The sequence below is a fragment of the Parazoarcus communis genome (assembly GCF_003111645.1).
GTDB lineage: Bacteria > Pseudomonadota > Gammaproteobacteria > Burkholderiales > Rhodocyclaceae > Parazoarcus > Parazoarcus communis_A.
In genome coordinates this window covers 1,336,940-1,354,804 of the sequence record NZ_CP022187.1, presented here as the reverse complement: position 1 = coordinate 1,354,804, position 17,865 = coordinate 1,336,940, and the positions used below count along the sequence as shown (strand labels likewise).

Sequence of the window (17,865 nt, the reverse complement as noted above, 5' to 3'; positions counted from 1 at the left end):
TGCCCATTTTGCACAGTGCAAACTTTACGGATAATGCAGTCGCGTATCCTTGCGGCATGACATGTGATCATGTGCCTGGGTGCACCCGTGCCACATGAAGGTCATGACGGCTGCCGGGTCGGATGAAGCGCGGAGAGGGCAGGCGATGCTTGCGGATTGAATGGGCGCCTCTTCATGGGCTCGGGATTTGTTCGAAGGATGTCATGCATGAAGGGTGATTCCGGTTTGGCAAAGGTGAACAAATGGGCCGGAGCGGCGCTGGTGGCCGGGCTGGTGGTGACGCTTCTCGGCGCATGGCAACTCAAGCGCTGGAACACTGACCTTGCCGCGACCGCGGTTGCGACCGAGGCGCGCGATACTGCCGATGCGGTCGTGGAGCGTATCAGGCTGTACGAATACGGCCTGCACGGGGCGCGGGGGGCAATCGTCACCGCCGGCGAGCACGGCATCAGCCGCAGGCAGTTTCGTCTGTACAGCACGACGCGCGATGTGGATCGGGAGTTTCCCGGCGCCCGCGGCTTCGGTTTCATCCGCCGCGTCCCGGTGGGCGACGAAGTCCGTTTTGTGGAACAGGCGCGTGCCGACGACATGCCGGGCTTCGCGGTACGGCAACTCAACCCTCATGCCGGCGAGCGCTTCCTGATCCAGTACATCGAACCGCTGGAGCACAACCGTCCTGCGCTGGGGCTGGACATCGCATCGGAAACCAACCGGCGCGAGGCGGCCATTGCGGCGATCCGTTCGGGCCAGACAAGGCTGACGGGCCCGATCACGCTGGTACAGGCCACGGGCCAGCCGCAGCAGTCCTTCCTGATCCTGTTGCCGGTCTACCGGGGTGGCGCCGCACCTGATACCGTCGAGGCCCGCGAAGAGGAGGCGTTCGGCTGGAGTTACGCGCCCTTGCTGATGGAAGAGGTGCTGGCCGGCCTGAATCTGGATGGCAGCAAAGCGCATCTGGTGTTGCGTGACGTGACTGACGGACGTTCGGTACAGTTCTTCGAAAGCGGCCAGATGGCGTCCGGGAGCGAGGGGGAGTTGTTTCCCCAGATCCTGGAACGCGAGGTCTATGGTCGTTCATGGCAGATCGAATACAGTGCGACGCCCTTGTTCATTCGTGGTCTGCACCAGGCCTCGCCCGCGCTGGTCATGCTCTTTGGCGCGATTGGCAGCGTCCTGCTGGGGGCGCTGGTCGGGGTGTTGAGCATCAACCGCCAGCGGCGGAGCCAGATCGCCGCCGAACAGGCCCTGCGCGCCTCCATCGTCGACAGTTCGGCCGACGGCATCATCGGAAAGTCTGTCGATGGCGTTGTAACAAGCTGGAATCGTGGCGCGGAACATCTGTTCGGTTACAGCGCCGAGGAAGCGCTGGGGCGGAATCTGAAGGATCTCGTCGTGCCCGACGATCTGTTGGCCGAGGAGGCTGCGATCCTCAAGCGCGTGCGCAACGGTGACTGGATTCCCCACTTCGAGACCCGTCGCCGCAGTCGCGATGGCCGGATGCTTGATGTCTCGGTGACGGTTTCGCCCATATTCGGTGCCGATGGCCAGGTCGTGGGGGCGTCCAAGACGGTACGTGACATTTCAGACCAGAAGGCCGCTGAGGCACGCATTCTCGAACTCAACGCCGGCCTCGAGCGCCAGGTGGCCGAGCGTACCGCGGAGTTGAGCAGGCTCAACCTGTTGCTGGGAACGGTGCTGCGATCGGCGTCCGAGGTGTCGATCATTGCAACCGATCTGGACGGTGTCATCCGCGTCTTCAACCGCGGTGCGGAGCGTCTGCTGGGCTACACAGCTGACGAAATGGTGGGCAGGTGTACGCCCGAGGTGATCCATCTCAAGGAAGAAGTGGCGGCCTGGAGTGCCGAGCTGAGTGCCGCGCTGGGCAGCCCGGTCGAGGGTTTTCGTGCGCTGGTGCACAACTCCGAGAGCGAGGGCGCCGAAACACGCGAATGGACCTATGTCCGCAAGGACGGCTCGCAGGTTTCGGTGACGCTTGTCGTGACCGCGATGCGTGACGAGGACGGGCAGCTGAGCGGGTATCTGGGCATTGCCATCGATATCACCGAGCGCAAGGCTGTCTTGCAGAAGCTCGCAGCCAGTCTCGAAACCACGCGTGCGATTCTGGCGACCGTGGTCAATCCGGTTGTCACCATCGACGCCAGCGGCATTGTCCAGTCGGTCAATCCGGCGGGGGAGCGGGTGTTCGGGTATTCGGCGCAGGCCGCCATCGGGCAGCACGTCCGTCAGCTGATCCCCGACTATGACAAGGCCGAGGATGGACGTCATGTCGCAGGTTCGTGGTTCGATGAGGACCAGCGTGCGGGGCGGGGCGGCCGCGAGGCGACGGCGCAGTGCAAGGACGGTTCTGTGTTTCCGGTCCAGATCTCGATCGGCGCCATGGATCGCGGCGGTGAGCGCATGTTCGTTGCCATCATCACCGATATTTCACTGCAGAAGAGGCAGCGCAGCGAATTGCTGGCGGCGCGGGACCAGCTGCTGATGGCGGCCGAAGTCGCGGAGCTCGGTATCTGGTCGTGGAATGTTGCGACCAACGAGCTGCAGTGGAACGATCGCATGTTCGAGTTCTATGGCCTTCCGCTGTCGCTGCGGGAAACGGGCCTCAACTACGAACACTGGCGCACTCGCGTCCACCCGGACGATATCGATGCGGTTGCAGCCAGCCTTTTCGCTGCGATCGAAGGTCGTGGCGTGTATGACGAGACCTTCCGCGTATTCGACGGTGACGAGCAGATCCGCTACCTGCATGCGGGGGCCCAGGTCGAGCGTGACGCCGCCGGGGGGGCCGTGCGGGTAACCGGCATCAACCGCGACATCACTGCCCAGCTCGCGCTCGAACGCGGCCTGCTGCGTGCCAAGGAGGAGGCGGACGCTGCCAGCGCGGCCAAGTCGTCCTTCCTGGCCAACATGAGCCACGAGATCCGGACGCCGATGAATGCCGTGCTCGGCATGCTCCAGCTCGTACGTCAGACCGAGCTGTCTCCACGTCAGCACGAATACCTGAAGAAAGCGCATTCTGCGGCCACGTCGCTGCTCGGCTTGCTGAACGATGCGCTCGACTACTCCAAGATCGAGGCCGGCAAGCTCCAGCTCGACCTGCATCCGTTCGAGCTCGACGAGTTGATGAACGGCCTGGGCGTGGTGCTCTCGGGCAACCGGGGGCAGAAGGATGTCGAGCTCATGTTCGACGTCGATCCGCATCTGCCCGCAGTGCTCGTCGGCGATAACATGCGCCTGCAGCAGGTGCTCATCAATCTCGCTGGCAACGCGTTGAAGTTCACCGAGCATGGCCAGATCGTCGTCAGTGTGAGCGAGCTCGGGCGCAGCGGCGACGAGATTCGCCTGCGGATTTCCGTCACCGATACCGGGATCGGGATCAGCGCCGGCCAGCTCGAGACCATCTTCGAGGCCTTCAATCAGGCCGAGGCTTCAACGACCCGGCGCTTTGGCGGAACCGGTCTCGGACTCGGAATATGCAGGCGTCTGGTGAGCCTGATGGGCGGCGAGCTCAAGGTGAGGAGCGAACTCGGGAAGGGGAGCAGCTTCTGGTTCGACATCACGCTCGGCGTCGCTGCGGACATTCCGACGAGCCTGGGAGAGGGGCGTGCGGGTGCGCCGCTGCGGGTACTCGTGGTGGATGACAACCCGGCGCTGGTCGACGTGTTGATGCGTACCGCGAGTGCGCAGGGGTGGCTCGCACAGGGCGCCAGCAGCGGAAGGCAGGCCGTCGATCGTGTGCGCGAGGCACGCCTTCGGGGCGAGCCCTACGATGCCGTGCTGATGGACTGGCGCATGCCTGAGCTCGATGGCCTGAGTGCGGCGCAGTTGATCCGCGATGAACAGGGGGCGGAACGACCGCCGGTGGTCATCATGATTACCGGTTATGAGCGCGAGGTGCTGGAGGGGGCGGGCAAGGCCTCCCTGCCGCCGTTTGCAGACCTTCTGGTCAAGCCGGTGACGCCTAAGCAACTGGTCAGCGCCGTGCGCGGGGCGGTCGCGGGCGCAGCACCGGCGACTGCACATGAGGGCAGCCTGGGCGGGGAGTTCGAGCGCCTTGCCGGGTTGCGCATCCTGATCGTCGAGGACAACGAGCTGAATCGCGAGGTTGCAGAGGCCTTGCTCTGCAGCGAAGGCGCGGTTGTCAGCCTCGCAGCGTGCGGGCTGGATGGGGTCAGAAAGGCGCTGGAGGAGGTGCCGCCGTTCGACGTCGTGATCATGGATGTGCAGATGCCCGATATCGACGGACTGGAGGCAACCCGTCGCATCCGGGCCGACGGGCGTTACCCCGATCTGCCCATACTCGCGATGACGGCAAACGTTTCGCCGGCCGACCGCGAAGCCTGCCTTGCCGCAGGTATGAACGATCATGTCGGCAAGCCCATCGATCTCGAGCAACTGGTCGCGGCGCTGTGCAGCCTTGTCGGCGGCAAGGCGCCCCCGGCGTCCGGATCGGGTGACGACGCGTCCGCTGTACACAAGGAGGGTCGTGTCATCGAGCCGCTGGCTTCGATCCTGCTCCGCTTTGGCGGGAATCTGGAACTGGTGCGGAGGCTGGCGCGGGCCTTTGCGCCGGAGCAGCACAGGATGCTGTCCGATCTGTCGGAGCGCATTGGGCAGCGGGATGCCGTGCGCGCGGCCGATGTGCTTCACACGATGAAGGGGAACGCCGGCACGATCGGCGCAAGCGCGCTCGCCGAGCGCGCCTCGGCGCTGGAGGCAAGACTTCGGTGTGCGGACCCGGAGCCGATCGATCGAGTGCTCAACGCTCGGGCTGTGAAGGAACTGACGCGGCTGATGCAGCAGTGTGGGCAACAGCTGGCGGCGCTGCTGTCGGATGCCGCCCCGCCCGAGCCCGAGCGCGCTGAGTGTACGACCCCCGAAACCGGAGCCGACCTGAGCCCGGAGATGTGGCGTGAGAAGCTCAAGGCTATCCTTCGTGCGCTCGAATCTGGCAATCTGTCGGCAATCGATCTGGTGGAAGCCTTGCCCGCCCCTTCTCCCGAGCTTCAGCGGCGTCGTTACGACGTGTTCGTTGACCAGGTACAGGGCCTGGATTTTGCTGCTGCGATCGTGAGTCTGCGTTCGTTGCTGGAGGACCTTTGAATCCGTCTACTGCTCTTGATGCATGCCTGTCCGGACTGGGCCGGCGCCCCCGCCTTCTCATCGTCGATGATCAGCCGTCGAATATCCGCATACTGCATGAGCTGTTTCGTCTCGATTGCGATGTCTTCATGGCGACTTCCGGCGAGCAGGGGATCGAACTCTGTCTGAAGCAGTCCCCCGATCTCGTCATTCTGGACATCGTCATGGACGGAGTGAGCGGACACGAGGTGTGCCGTCGTCTGAAGGCCGATTCGCGTACCAGTGAGGTGCCGGTCATCTTCGTCACCGGCCTGACCAAGGAGAGCGACGAAGCCTACGGCTTCGAGATCGGCGCCGTGGATTTCATCAGCAAGCCGATCAATCCGGTCATCGTGAACGCACGGGTGCGCACCCACCTGGCCCTGAAGCTGCAAAGCGACATTCTGCGCTCGATCGCCTTGCGCGACGGTCTGACCGGTGTCGGTAACCGGCGCAAGTTTGATGAGGACATGCGCGCGGCGTGGTGGCACTGCAAGCGCGAAGGGGCGCCCTTGTCGCTGATCATGCTCGATGTCGATTTCTTCAAGCACTATAACGATCGCTATGGCCACCATGCCGGTGACGAGTGCCTGATCTCAATCGCCCAGAAGATCAAGTTCGGCCTCTCACGACCTTACGACAGCGTTGCCCGCTATGGCGGCGAGGAGTTCGCGTGCCTGTTGCCGGATACCGGAGCCGAAGGCGCTGCACGGGTTGCCGAGAAGCTGCTCGAACTGGTGCGTGAACTGGCCATCGCTCACGCTGACTCGGGAGCGTCACCGATGGTGAGTGTCAGTCTCGGTGTCGCGACGGTCGTGCCGGTCGAGGGGCTCGATTCGAAGGCACTGATCGAGGCTGCGGACAAGCAGCTCTACAAATCCAAGCACGCAGGTCGTGCCTGTGCCAGCTCGACGGTGATTGGCTGATCCGCCTGTTCGCCCGCACATGCGCATATCCCGCGAAGTGTGTGAGCGAGACCGCTGCGATTGTCCGACTGAAGGTCTCCGGACCTTCCCCTGTGCGCTCCTCGGCTCCGGCAGGCACGGGGCGCTGCGAGGGGCTTTTCCTGGCTGACAGCCCTTACTGAGATCCCTCGCGCTGCCCGCTGGCCTGCCCAGAAAAAATGCCCACCCCCTTGCGGGAGTGGGCATCCGGAACGAACTGGAGGGCGGGGCTGCGATATCAGCCGCAGGTGCCGACTGCGCCGCAGGCGGTGCAGAAGTCGCAGCCGTCCTTGCGGATCACGGTGTGGTTGCCGCATTCCTTGCACAGTGCGCCCTGCATCAGCTTGGGCTCGTTATCGTCACGCGGCGTCTCGAGAATGCCCATCTCGCGGGTCGGGAAGCCCTTCTCGTCGAGCACGCCGAGCATGGCGTAGCGGTGAATCATCAGCTGGGCGATGTAGGCTACGGTGCTCGGGTAGTTCTGCTGACGCTTGGTGCCGGGGACGAAGGCCATGAAGTCGCCCAGCGGCTCGGGGTAGTCGAGCAGCTTGCGCAGCTTCATGCCGATCCAGGCCGGATCCATGACGCGCATGTCGAGCGACAGGATGCGCGTGAGGCCGTCGAGTGCGCGCGGGTAGTTGCCCGACAGCCACACCGAGTAGGGGCGGGTGACGCCGTCCGGCAGGGTGATTTCCTTGAGGCCGAGTACGAAGTCTTCGCTGGTCGCCGGGTTGTAGATGTCGACCGTCCAGGACAGGGTGCCGTCCGTGCCGGTCTTGGGCTCTTCCAGACTGAACAGGGTGTCGAGCACGGGCGTCGGACCCTCGGTTTCAAACGCGCCGAGCTGTTCGCAGCGGTAGTTCACCATCTGCGAGAAGGCAGCGACGACACCCGGCACCAGCTTGCGCTCGCCATGCGGAGGCATCGGCATCTCGAAGGACTTTTCGCCCACGGTGCGCGACAGGGTCTCGAGCTTGAGCTTGAGCCAGCCACGGTCGTTGGCGCGCATGTCCATCGACAGCGTCTTGGCGACGGCGCCAAGGCCGCGGGGCTGGTCGGCACCGTTGACCCAGACTTCGAAGGGGAAGGTGCCGCCGTTGGTGCCGAACTGGCCGACGAAGAGCGCAAAGCCGCCCTGCGGCGTGTTGAGCATGTAGGTCCAGGCCAGGTTGCCATCCGGCATGTCCGGACGACCCGGCCAGCGCAGGCTGGTCAGCACCGGTGCCGGCAGCGACTTGATCGACAGGCGCTTGTTGGCGTCCGAGATCTCGACGTCGTGCGGCTGCTTCTGCTCGCTGCTCGGCGTGACGGACAGCACCGAACCGAGCACGTTGTTCGGGCGGTAGGTCGCCAGGCCCTTGAGGCCGGCTTTCCACGCGGTGAGGTAGAGATCCTCGAACTCGGTGTAGGGGTAGTCGGCCGGCACGTTCACCGTCTTCGAGATCGAGGTGTCGACGTAGGGGGCGACGACGGCGACCATGTCCTTGTGGGCCTGGGCCGAGATCTCGAGCGCGGTGACGAAGTAGGGCGGCAGCTTGTCGACGTTGCCACCCATGTGCTTGTACAGGCGCCATGCGTAGTCTTCGACGGCGTATTCCTTGAAGGTGCCGTCGGCCATGCGCTTGCGCCGGGTGTAGGTGTAGGAGAACGGCGGCTCGATGCCGTTTGAGGCGTTGTCTGCGAAGGCCAGCGAAATGGTGCCGGTGGGCGCGATCGAAAGCAGGTGGGAGTTGCGAATGCCGTGCTTGCGGATCTTGTCCTTGACCTCGGTCGGCAGGCGCGAGGCGAAGTTGCCGCCGGACAGGTACATGTCGGCGTTGAACAGCGGGAAGGCGCCACGCTCGCGGGCCAGTTCGGCCGAGGCGAGATAGGCACGGTTACGCATGTATTCGGAAATCTTGCGGCCTTCCTCGCGCGCTTCAGGGCTGTCGTAACGCTTCTGCAGCATGATCAGGGCGTCGCCCAGACCGGTGAAGCCCAGACCGACGCGACGCTTGGAGTCGGCTTCTGCGCGCTGCTGCTCGAGCGGCCAGTGCGTGGCTTCGAGCACGTTGTCGAGCATGCGGATGGACACGTCCACCACCTTGCCGAAACCGGCGTAGTCGAACTCGGCCTTGTCGGTAAACGGGTGCTTGACGAAGGGGGTGAGGTTGATCGAACCCAGGCAGCAGCAGCCATACGGCGGAAGCGGCTGTTCGGCGCAGGGGTTGGTCGCCTCGATGGTCTCGCAGTAGTACAGGTTGTTGTCCTGGTTCATGCGGTCGAGGAAGAGGATGCCCGGCTCGGCGTGATCGTAGGTCGAGCGCATGACCTGATCCCACAGGCTGCGTGCACGCACCTTGCGGTAGACCCAGTTGCCGTCGTCGAGCTGATAGGCGCCCGCGTCCTTGAGTTCCTGCGTCGGCTCTGCTTTGTGTACCAGCTCGATGTCGCCGTCGCTTTCAACCGCCTTCATGAAGGCGTCGGTCACGCCGACCGAGATGTTGAAATTGGTGAGGTCGCCCTTGTCCTTGGCGTGAATGAATTCCTCGATGTCCGGATGGTCGCAGCGCAGCACGCCCATCTGGGCGCCGCGACGCGCACCGGCTGACTCGACGGTTTCGCACGAGCGGTCGAACACACGCATGTAGGACACCGGGCCCGAGGCGTTCGAGGCCGTGCCCTTGACCAGCGCACCCTTGGGGCGGATGGACGAGAAATCGTAGCCAACACCGCCACCGCGGCGCATGGTCTCTGCGGCCTGGGCGAGGGCGGTGTAGATGCCGGGGCGGCCGTCTACCGATTCGGTGACGGAGTCGCCCACCGGCTGAACGAAACAGTTGATCAGGGTGGCGGCGAGGGTGGTGCCGGCGGCGCTGTTGATGCGGCCTGCGGGCACGAAGCCTTTTTCCTGAGCCTCGAGGAATTTTGCTTCCCAGTGAGCGCGCTTGTCTTCAGCCTCGATCGCGGCAAGTGCACGGGCAACGCGTTGACGGACCGCGTGGACGGTCTGCTCATCGCCCTTGGCATATTTTTCGATCAGGACTTCGCCGGAAATTTCCTGCATCTGCAGGGTGCTGGCATCGGTTTTGACAGCGTTCTGAGTGGTCGCGCTCATGATCTTCTTGATCCGCCTCGGTGTGGTTTCGAACAAGCCGAAGCATAGCGCCTAAATGTTGATTTCGCAAAAAAATAAAAACGAATAAAAACAGTAGTTTAAGATTTTGTCTTGTGCGTCAAGTGCTAAATTTACACTACATGTAGTGGTGTTATTTGTCGGGTTTTGAGCCGAAAAGCCAGTGTTCTAGCGGGGTTTACGCCATTGTCGGGGCGCTGTCCGACGATGGAATGCCCCTGTCGTGGCAGGTCGATCAAGAAATTTCATGGCGCCCTCGTGCGAACCGGCAAGTGGAGGCGGGTTCTCCCCATAGTGTGCCGAGGCGGTGGCTTACTGGTGGTCTGCATTGCGCCCGACCGGGGCGCGCAAACTCGAGTGTGTGAGCGCTGGCCGTGTGTCTTGCCGGAATTCGGGCGGGGTCGAAGGCCGAAGGGCGCTCCATTCCGTCAGGGGGTGGGAACCGCCCGCGTCGTGCACCATGAGAACATGGCTGCGGTCGTGCCCTGGTCGGCATTACATGCCGTTTTGATTTTTTTTCGCGAACGCCGCGGGACTATAATGGGCCGTGCACTTGCAGTGGAGCCTGGCAAACATGACCTCCCACGAAGTTCCCGCAGTTCTCGTTCCACGCATCGTCAGCAAGCATGGTGGCGACGCCACGCGTCTGCTGCAGATCCTGATCGATGTGCAGGACGAAACACGCTGGCTGTCTCCCGCGGTGCTTACGCTGATCGCGGCTGAACTCTCCATCCCGCGGTCCAGAGTCGAGGGCGTTGCCGGTTTCTATCACTTCCTGCACAAGCGCCCGGTCGGACGCTTTCATCTGCTGTTTGCCGACAACATCACCGAACGCATGCAGGGCTCGGCAGAGCTCATGGCCTCGCTGTGCAGCAAGTTGTGGGTTGAGCCCGGGCGGGTGTCGGAAGATGGCCTCGTCAGTGTGGAGACCACCTCCTGCATCGGCATGGGCGACCAGGGCCCGGCACTGCTGGTCAATGGCGTGCCGCTGACCCGTCTGTCGCATCAGCGCGTCAACCAGATTGCGGAGCTCATCCGGCGTGAGGCGCCCCTGTCGTCATGGTCGCCCGAGTTTTTCCGTGTCGACGACAACATCCATCGCACCGATGCCTTGCTCAAACTGGAAATGGCGCCCGGCGCGGCACTGCGCGCGGCGGTCGCTCTCGGGCGCGATGGCTGGATGGAGCAGATGCAGCTTTCCAATCTGCGCGGTCGGGGTGGGGCGGGCTTTACCACTGCGGTGAAATGGATGGCGTGCCGCGATGCAGCCGCGCCAGAGAAGGTGGTGGTCTGCAATGCCGACGAGGGCGAACCCGGTACCTTCAAGGACCGGGTGCTGCTGACCCGCATGGCCGATGTCGTGTTCGAGGGCATGACACTCGCGGCGTGGGCGGTGGGCGCGCGGCAGGGCTTCATCTATCTGCGCGGCGAGTACCGCTATCTGCTTGAACCGCTGCGCGAGGCGCTCGATCTGCGCCGAGCAGAGAATCTTCTCGGACGCGGCATACAGGGCGTTGCCGGTTTCGATTTCGATATCGAGATCCATCTCGGTGCCGGCGCCTATGTCTGTGGCGAGGAAACCGCCTTGCTCGAGTCGCTGGAGGGCAAGCGTGGCACGCCGCGTATCCGGCCACCGTTTCCGGTGACGCACGGATACCTTGGACGACCGACGGTGGTGAACAACGTCGAGACGCTTGCCAAGACCTGCCTGATCGCGCTCGCCGGCGGTGAGGCGTTTGCAGCGACCGGCACCGCACAATCCACCGGTACCAAACTCCTGTCGATCTCCGGCGACTGCGCGCATCCCGGCATCTACGAGTACCCCTTCGGCGTGCCGATCGAGCGCGTGCTGGAGGATTGCGGTGCGTCCGACATCCAGGCCGTGCAGGTGGGCGGCGCTGCAGGGATCACGCTCGCAAGCTACGAGTTTCACCGCCGCATCGCATTCGAGGACGTGCCCACTGCCGGTGCCTTCATGGTGTTCGATTCGAGTCGCGACCTGTTCGAGGTGGCGCGCAATTTCGTCGACTTCTTCGCCCACGAGAGTTGCGGATTCTGTACCCCGTGCCGGGTGGGTACGGCGCTGCTGAAAAAGGCGATGAAGAAGCTCGCGGACGGGCGGGGCGCAAAGACCGACCTCGCCGATATCGAGTGGATCGACCGCCTGCTGAAGAACGCGAGTCATTGCGGGCTCGGCTCGGCCGCGCCCAATCCGGTGGTCGACACCCTGCTCAAGTTCCGCCCCGCCTATGAACGCCGATTGCAGTCTCTGGATTTCGAGCCTGCCTTCGATCTCGATGCCGCACTGGCTGCGGCCCGGCGTGCCAGCGGCCGCGATGACGCTGCAGCACACATCAGTTCCGAGGGATCGGATCAGAAAGCCTGACATTGAGGACAGCGCGATGAGCAAGCAGTTTCTGTTTGACGGTCGTCCGGTCATGTTCGAGGATGGACAGACCATTTTGCAGGCGGCCCGGACTGCGGGGCACTACATTCCGCATCTGTGCTGGCACCCTGACTTCCCGCCGCATGGTTCGTGCAAGCTGTGCATCGTCAAGGTGGCCGGGCGCCATGTCTCGTCCTGTGCGATGCCGGCCAAGGAAGGGATGGAGGTTGAGAGCAACACGCCGGAGATCAACGGCGAGCGGCGTGCGCTGCTGCAGATGCTCTTCGTCGAGGGCAACCACTTCTGTCCCTCGTGCGAGAAGAGCGGCAACTGCCAGTTGCAGGCGCTGGCCTACGATCTGGAGATGACCGGCGAGCGCTTCGCGCATTTCTTTCCCGAGCGACCGGTCGATGCCTCGCACCCCGACGTGCTGCTCGACTTCAACCGCTGCATTTTCTGTGAGCTGTGTGTGCGGGCCAGTCGCGATGTCGATGGCAAGAACGTCTTCGCGCTGACCAACCGCGGCATCAACAAGCATCTGGTGGTCAATGCCGAGTCGGGCCGACTGGGCGACACCGACCTTGCAGCTGATGACCTGGCGGCCAACATCTGTCCGGTTGGCGTGATCCTGAAGAAGCGTGTCGGTTTCGCCAGGGCGATCGGTGACCGCACTTACGACGAGAAGCCCATCCACATCGTGGCCATGGAGGACGGAAAATGAATGCGCCGCGCCCCAAGGTTCGCATTGCGACCACCTCGCTTGCCGGCTGTTTTGGCTGCCACATGTCCTTTCTCGACATCGACGAACACCTGTTCGAGCTGGTCGAGCTGGCCGAATTCGACCGCTCGCCGCTGACCGACATCAAGCACTGCGGTCCGTGCGATATCGGCCTCATCGAGGGCGGTGTGTGCAATGCCGAAAACGTGCACGTGCTGCGCGAGTTCCGGCGCAACTGCAAGACGCTGATTGCCGTTGGCGCGTGCGCGATCAACGGCGGCCTGCCTGCACAGCGCAATCACCTCGATCTCGAAGCCTGCCTGCGCGAGGTCTACATGTCGCGCGAGGGTCTGGGCGAAGGCGGGGTGCCGAACGATCCCGAACTGCCCTTGCTGCTCGACAAGGTGAGGCCGATTCACGAGTTGGTGCGGATTGACTATTTCATCCCCGGTTGCCCGCCTTCGGGCGAGGCGATCTGGAAGTTCCTGACGGATCTGATTGCCGGGCGCACGCCACGGCTGTCGTATCCGATGATGCATTTCGACTGAGGCGCCAATGACTGCCGAACTGGAAACTGCCGAGGGACGCGAGAAGCTGCGCAAGGTTGCGATCGATCCGGTGTCCCGGGTCGAGGGCCATGGTCGCGTGACGCTCCTGATCGACGACGATGATCAGATCTGCGAGGCAAGGCTGCACATCGTCGAATTTCGTGGCTTCGAGGTCTTCATTCAGGGCCGCCCGTATTGGGAAGTGCCGGTCATGGTGCAGCGTCTGTGCGGTATCTGCCCGGTCAGTCACCACCTGGCGGCGTCGAAGGCGCTCGATCATGTGGTGGGCGCGGTGCCGCCGACGCAGACGGCCGTGCAGCTCAGACGGCTGATGCACTATGGCCAGATTCTGCAATCGCATGCACTGCACTTCTTTCACCTGTCGTCGCCGGACATGTTGTTCGGTTTTGATGCCGAGGTCGGAAAACGCAACATCGTCGGTGTGGCAGGCGCCTATCCTGACGTTGCACGCCAGGGCGTGCTGCTGCGCAAGTTCGGACAGGAGGTCATTCGCGCCACGGCCGGGAAGCGCATTCATGGCACCGGCGCCGTACCGGGTGGCATGAACCGGCATCTGTCGCTGGCCGACCGCGATATGCTGCGCGCCGACGCCGACCAGATGGTGGCGTGGAGCCAGGCTGCGGTCGAGTTGGTCAAGCGCCTGCACCGTGCCGACCCCGGTCTGTACGACGTATTTGGTACCTTCCGCTCCGGGCTGGCCAGCCTGGTTCGCAGCGATGGCGCGATGGACCTCTACGACGGGGTGCTGCGTTTCCGCGATGGCGACGGCAGGATCATCCGTGATCAGGTGCCGGATCAGGACTATCACCAGGTGCTGCAGGAAGATGTGAAGTCCTGGAGCTACATGAAGTTTCCCTATCTCATCGAGCGTGGCCCCGACCTGGGCTGGTACAAGGTGGGGCCGCTGGCGCGGGTGCAGAACTGCGATTTCATCCCCTCGCCACTGGCAGAGACCGAGCGGCGGGAGTTCATTGACCATGGCAAGGGTGACGTCATCCATGCGCCGCTGGCCTACCACTGGGCGCGGATGATCGAGATGCTGCATGCGGCAGAAGTCATCCGAAACCTGCTCGACGACCCGGACTGCACTGCGGGCGAGCTGATGACAAAGGGCACGCGCGGCCACGAGGGCGTGGGCATCATCGAAGCACCGCGCGGAACGCTCATCCACCATTACCAGGTGGGCGACGACGACCTGGTGACGATGTGCAACCTCATCGTGTCCACCACCCACAACAACCAGGCCATGAACACCGCGGTGCGCGAAGTGGCCAAGCGTTACCTGTCCGGGCGCAAGCTGACCGAAGGCCTGCTCAACCATATCGAGGTGGCCATCCGCGCCTTCGACCCCTGTCTGTCGTGTGCCACCCATGCGCTGGGCCAGATGCCGCTGGTGGTCGAACTGGCGGGCGCAGACGGTGAGGTGTTCGACCGCGTGGTGCGCGATTGAGCGCCGTCCCCGGGCTGGTGGTGTTCGCGATCGGCAACGATGCCCGTGGCGATGATGCACTTGGCCCGCAACTGGGGGCGCGCATCGAAAAAGTGTCGCCGCCCGGGGTGAAACTGCTGGCCGAGTATCAGCTGCAGATCGAGCACGCGCTGGATCTGCACGATGCAGCGGCGGTGCTCTTCATCGATGCAGCCGTTGGCCTCGAGCACGCATTCGAGCTGCGCCGGATCGAGCTTGATCCGGCCGCGCAGCTGCTGAGCCATTCCCTGTCACCGGCGGCCCTGCTTGCGGTGTTCGAGCGTATCGAGGGCAGGGCGCCGCCGCCCGCCTTTGTTTTTGCGCTGAGGGGCGAGTCCTTCGAACTGGGCGAGCCCCTGTCGGCGCCAGCAGCCGGTGCGCTGGAGGCGGGCTGGGCCTGGTTGTCTGCGCGGCTGTCGGTGTCAGGCCTGCTTGCTGCCGCGAGTGGCGCCGCCCTTCAGCACCAGCAGTGCAATCGTACCGGCCACGATGCCCCAGAAGGCCGACCCCACGCCGAGCAGTGATACGCCCGAGGCAGTGACCAGAAAGGTGACCAGAGCCGGTTCGCGCTCGTGTTCGTCGCGCAGTGCCATCGCCATGCCGTTACCGATGGTGCCAAGCAGGGCGAGGCCGGCAATGCCGAGCACCAGTTCTTTAGGAAAGGCGGTAAACAGCGCGCCCACGGTTGCGCCAAAAATACCGAGGATCACATAGACAACGCCCGCCGACAGTGCGGCGACATAGCGCCGGTCCGGGTCGGGGTGAGCTTCCCGACCCATGCAGATGGCTGCGGTGATCGCTGCAAGGTTGAGCGCGAAGGCACCGAAGGGGGCAAGCAGCAGCGTGCTTACCCCGGTCCACCCGATCACCGGCGACACCGGCACGGTGTAACCCGAGGCCTTGATGACGGTAACGCCCGGCACGTTCTGCGAGGCCATGGTGACCACGAACAGGGGCAGTGCGATGCCGATCAGGGCGCTGAAAGAGAAGGCCGGCATGGTGAATACCGGGCGCGCCAGCGCAAGCTCGAGCGCTTCGACATGCAGCAAGCCCTGGGTGGACGCAATACCGATGCCCACCAGCAGCGCGAGGGGGACTGCGTAGCGCGCGGCAAAGCGGCGTCCGGCGAGATAGACGCAGAACATCGGAAACACCAGCATGAACTCCGTCTTCATCGCCACGAACACATCCAGCCCGAAGCGCAGCAACACCCCGGCGAGCATGCCTGCCGCCAGCGAGATCGGGATGCGGCCCATCAGGCGCTCGAACAGGCCGCTGAAACCCGCCACCGTGATGAGCACGGCACAGACCAGGAAGGCGCCGATCGCTTCGTTCATCGGCACGCCGGCTGCGGCCGTGATCAGCATTGCGGCGCCCGGCGTACTCCACGCCGTCAGTACCGGGACGCGATAGCGCAGGGTCAGCGCGATTGAGCTCAAGCCCATGCCGATGCCCAGCGCGCCCATCCAGGACCCGATTTCGGCCTGACTCGCACCGAGCGCCTCAGCGGCCTGGAAAATCAGCACTGCGGAACTGGTATAGCCGACCAGCACCGCGACGAAGCCGGCGACAATCGCCGACAGGGATACATCACGGATCATTGAGTGAAGTCTTAAAGAAGGGAGGCGCGTCAGTTGCTATGCCGATGGGGCAGGAAGACCGAGATGCAGGCCGCGAGGCTGAGCTCGGCCTCTTCCCTGGAGGAAGTGAAGCTCGCCGGGTCGAGGTCGGCGTCAAGCCACACCACGGGATCGAGTCGCGAAGCAGCCTCGTCGCTGGACTCGCCATAGCGGTCGGCATGAGAAATCATGCGCGCAATATGCAGTACGCTGGCATCGCTGGTGAATTTTCCGGCCAGGCGGGGCAGGATCTGCGCACCAATCACTTCGGCAAAACAGGCCGGCAGTTTCCAGCCATCCATCAGCGCGGCACCGACTTCGGCGTAATCGCAACCGACAACGCGGCGCTCGGCGAGGTGGAGCGGCTCTCCACTTTCGTCTGAGACCGACTGCGCCTCATCTGCAAGTTGTGGCACGGTTTCGTACATCACCAGGTGGCCGATATCGGCGAGCAGTCCGATCACGAACATGCGCTCGGCGCCGGGGTGTTTCGCGGTGCGGGCAAGGCTGCGGGCTGCAAGTGCACACATCATGCTGCCGTGCCAGAAGCGATCGACGTCCATGTGCTCGGGCTGAATGCCCTTGAATATCGCGCTGACCGTCATCGCGAGCACCACATCGTGCACCTGCTGCAGGCCAAGAATCGGCACTGCGCGCTCGATCGTATCGATCTTGCCGCCGAAACCGTAATAGGCGCTATTGACCAGTCGCAGCACGCCGGCGGTCAGTGCCGGGTCCGCTGAGATCAGTCGCGACACCTCAAGCAGCGATCCGTTGGCCGACTCAAGCTGCTCCCGAATGCGGTGATAAACCGTGGGTAGCGTGGCGAGCGCGTCGACCTGACAGACGATTTCCTGTGCGGAATGCATTGTGAATTCCCGTTGTGAACAGGCCGATTATCGACTATCGGCGGCGATACGTGAATGGTTCGTGCTGCGGCTGGGGTAGAACACCAGTGGCTGGTCGGGTGGCAGCTCAGGTTGAAGGGTCACGTGGTCGATGCCAAAGCGGCTTGCAAGCAGCGCGCGCTGGTCGGCCAGGATCCGTGGCCAGCGTCCCGCATCGGAGATGACGAGATGGGCAGACAGAGCCGGGTGATGTGAGTCGAGGCTCCAGATGTGGAGATCGTGCACCGAGCGTACGTCCGGGACGGCAGCCATTGCGTGGCCGACCTCGGGCAGCGAAAGGTTCTCGGGAACGCCCTCAAGCAGGGTATGCACCACGCGCCGCAGCAGATTCAGCGTCGAGGCAAGAATCAGCCCGCAGATCAGCATGGTGAGCAAGGGGTCGATTGCGAGCCAGCCGGTGTACTGAATGACCAGACCGGAGGCCAGCGCAGCGATCGAGCCGAGGATGTCACCCAGCACATGCAGCAGGGCGGCGCGGGTGTTGAGGTCCGCTTCGCCCCGCGTCAGCAGCCAGGCGACGAGCAGATTGACCCCCAGGCCGATCAGCGCCACGACGGTCACCGTCTCGCCCGCAATCGCGCGCGGGTCGCCGAGACGCAGCACCGCCTGCCACAACAGCGCGGCCACCAGCCCGAGCATGAACACGCTGTTGGCGAGCGCAGCGAGCGACTCGACCCGGGGCAGCCCGAATGAGTGCCGAATGCTGGCCGGGTGCAGCGCGAGGCGCGCGGCGAGTGCCGCAATCCCGAGCGCCAGCGCATCGGTAACCATGTGTCCGGCATCGCCGAGCAGGGCCAGCGAGCCCGACCACCACCCGGCAATCGCTTCAACCGCAGCAAATCCGAGGGTCAGGAGGAGCGCGAGCGGCAACCAGCGGCTTGAGGCGTGGCTGTGGTCATGGTGGTCATGGCCATGGCTGATGTGCGGGCGGGCGCCCTCGTGTTCGTGATCGTGGTGCGCGTGATCTTGCATGGATGTTGAGATGACGCTGCGGGTGGG

11 protein-coding genes are annotated in these 17,865 nt (G+C 63.9%); 7 read left to right on the top strand and 4 right to left on the bottom strand.

Translation table 11 applies throughout. The features are described from left to right. Positions 1 to 207 precede the first annotated feature (207 nt). Both CEW83_RS06195 and CEW83_RS06190 read left to right on the top strand, forming a co-directional pair. The gene (locus CEW83_RS06195; protein WP_108948564.1) at positions 208 to 5,121 is read left to right on the top strand and encodes a PAS domain S-box protein; all 4,914 of its coding nucleotides are present in this window, start codon (positions 208 to 210) and stop codon (positions 5,119 to 5,121) included. Then, on the top strand, positions 5,118 to 6,065 hold the full coding sequence (locus CEW83_RS06190; protein WP_199915215.1) for a diguanylate cyclase: 948 nt from the start codon (positions 5,118 to 5,120) through the stop codon (positions 6,063 to 6,065). Before CEW83_RS06195 ends, CEW83_RS06190 begins: the two co-directional genes overlap by 4 nt. Positions 6,066 to 6,321: 256 nt before the next feature. On the opposite strand, the gene CEW83_RS06185 is transcribed toward CEW83_RS06190, so the two are convergent. Further along, on the bottom strand, positions 6,322 to 9,180 hold the full coding sequence (locus tag CEW83_RS06185; protein WP_108951236.1) for an adenosylcobalamin-dependent ribonucleoside-diphosphate reductase: 2,859 nt from the start codon (positions 9,178 to 9,180) through the stop codon (positions 6,322 to 6,324). A gap of 592 nt (positions 9,181 to 9,772) precedes the next feature. Between CEW83_RS06185 and CEW83_RS06180 the strand changes: the two genes are divergently transcribed. Genes CEW83_RS06180 through CEW83_RS06160 form a run of 5 tightly spaced genes read left to right on the top strand, consistent with a single transcriptional unit; the run spans position 9,773 to position 14,863 of the window. Continuing rightward, positions 9,773 to 11,584: an NAD(P)H-dependent oxidoreductase subunit E gene (locus tag CEW83_RS06180; RefSeq protein ID WP_108951235.1), complete on the top strand. Its 1,812-nt coding sequence runs from the start codon at positions 9,773 to 9,775 to the stop codon at positions 11,582 to 11,584. Between the two features lie 16 nt (positions 11,585 to 11,600). Beyond that, positions 11,601 to 12,305 (top strand): 2Fe-2S iron-sulfur cluster-binding protein, encoded by a 705-nt coding sequence (locus CEW83_RS06175; RefSeq protein ID WP_108948563.1) that lies wholly within the window; start codon positions 11,601 to 11,603, stop codon positions 12,303 to 12,305. Continuing rightward, positions 12,302 to 12,850 carry an NADP oxidoreductase gene (locus CEW83_RS06170; protein ID WP_108948562.1) on the top strand — a complete coding sequence of 183 codons (549 nt, stop codon included), beginning with the start codon at positions 12,302 to 12,304 and terminating at the stop codon, positions 12,848 to 12,850. Before CEW83_RS06175 ends, CEW83_RS06170 begins: the two co-directional genes overlap by 4 nt. Before the next feature lie 7 nt (positions 12,851 to 12,857). After that, positions 12,858 to 14,321 carry a Ni/Fe hydrogenase subunit alpha gene (locus CEW83_RS06165; RefSeq protein WP_108948561.1) on the top strand — a complete coding sequence of 488 codons (1,464 nt, stop codon included), beginning with the start codon at positions 12,858 to 12,860 and terminating at the stop codon, positions 14,319 to 14,321. After that, positions 14,318 to 14,863, top strand: a complete 546-nt coding sequence (locus CEW83_RS06160) for a hydrogenase maturation protease (protein WP_108948560.1) — start codon at positions 14,318 to 14,320, stop codon at positions 14,861 to 14,863. The genes CEW83_RS06165 and CEW83_RS06160 overlap by 4 nt, the downstream gene beginning before the upstream one ends. Here the strand turns inward: CEW83_RS06160 and CEW83_RS06155 are convergent. Genes CEW83_RS06155 through CEW83_RS06145 form a run of 3 tightly spaced genes read right to left on the bottom strand, consistent with a single transcriptional unit; the run spans position 14,762 to position 17,838 of the window. After that, positions 14,762 to 15,940: a benzoate/H(+) symporter BenE family transporter gene (locus CEW83_RS06155; protein ID WP_108948559.1), complete on the bottom strand. Its 1,179-nt coding sequence runs from the start codon at positions 15,938 to 15,940 to the stop codon at positions 14,762 to 14,764. The two genes, CEW83_RS06160 and CEW83_RS06155, sit on opposite strands and share 102 nt — an antisense overlap. Before the next feature lie 29 nt (positions 15,941 to 15,969). Then, the gene (locus tag CEW83_RS06150) at positions 15,970 to 16,827 is read right to left on the bottom strand and encodes an HDOD domain-containing protein (protein WP_108948558.1); all 858 of its coding nucleotides are present in this window, start codon (positions 16,825 to 16,827) and stop codon (positions 15,970 to 15,972) included. Positions 16,828 to 16,854: 27 nt separating this feature from the next. Beyond that, on the bottom strand, positions 16,855 to 17,838 hold the full coding sequence (locus tag CEW83_RS06145; RefSeq protein ID WP_108948557.1) for a cation diffusion facilitator family transporter: 984 nt from the start codon (positions 17,836 to 17,838) through the stop codon (positions 16,855 to 16,857). Positions 17,839 to 17,865 lie beyond the last annotated feature (27 nt).

Excerpts from the sequence above, each read along its gene's own strand:
- CEW83_RS06145 (WP_108948557.1), bottom strand. The coding sequence starts at position 17,838 with ATGCAAGATCACGCGCACCACGATCACGAACACGAGGGCGCCCGCCCG.
- CEW83_RS06180 (WP_108951235.1), top strand. The coding sequence starts at position 9,773 with ATGACCTCCCACGAAGTTCCCGCAGTTCTCGTTCCACGCATCGTCAGC.
- CEW83_RS06150 (WP_108948558.1), bottom strand. The coding sequence starts at position 16,827 with ATGCATTCCGCACAGGAAATCGTCTGTCAGGTCGACGCGCTCGCCACG.
- CEW83_RS06185 (WP_108951236.1), bottom strand. The coding sequence starts at position 9,180 with ATGAGCGCGACCACTCAGAACGCTGTCAAAACCGATGCCAGCACCCTG.
- CEW83_RS06195 (WP_108948564.1), top strand. The coding sequence starts at position 208 with ATGAAGGGTGATTCCGGTTTGGCAAAGGTGAACAAATGGGCCGGAGCG.
- CEW83_RS06175 (WP_108948563.1), top strand. The coding sequence starts at position 11,601 with ATGAGCAAGCAGTTTCTGTTTGACGGTCGTCCGGTCATGTTCGAGGAT.
- CEW83_RS06165 (WP_108948561.1), top strand. The coding sequence starts at position 12,858 with ATGACTGCCGAACTGGAAACTGCCGAGGGACGCGAGAAGCTGCGCAAG.
- CEW83_RS06155 (WP_108948559.1), bottom strand. The coding sequence starts at position 15,940 with ATGATCCGTGATGTATCCCTGTCGGCGATTGTCGCCGGCTTCGTCGCG.
- CEW83_RS06170 (WP_108948562.1), top strand. The coding sequence starts at position 12,302 with ATGAATGCGCCGCGCCCCAAGGTTCGCATTGCGACCACCTCGCTTGCC.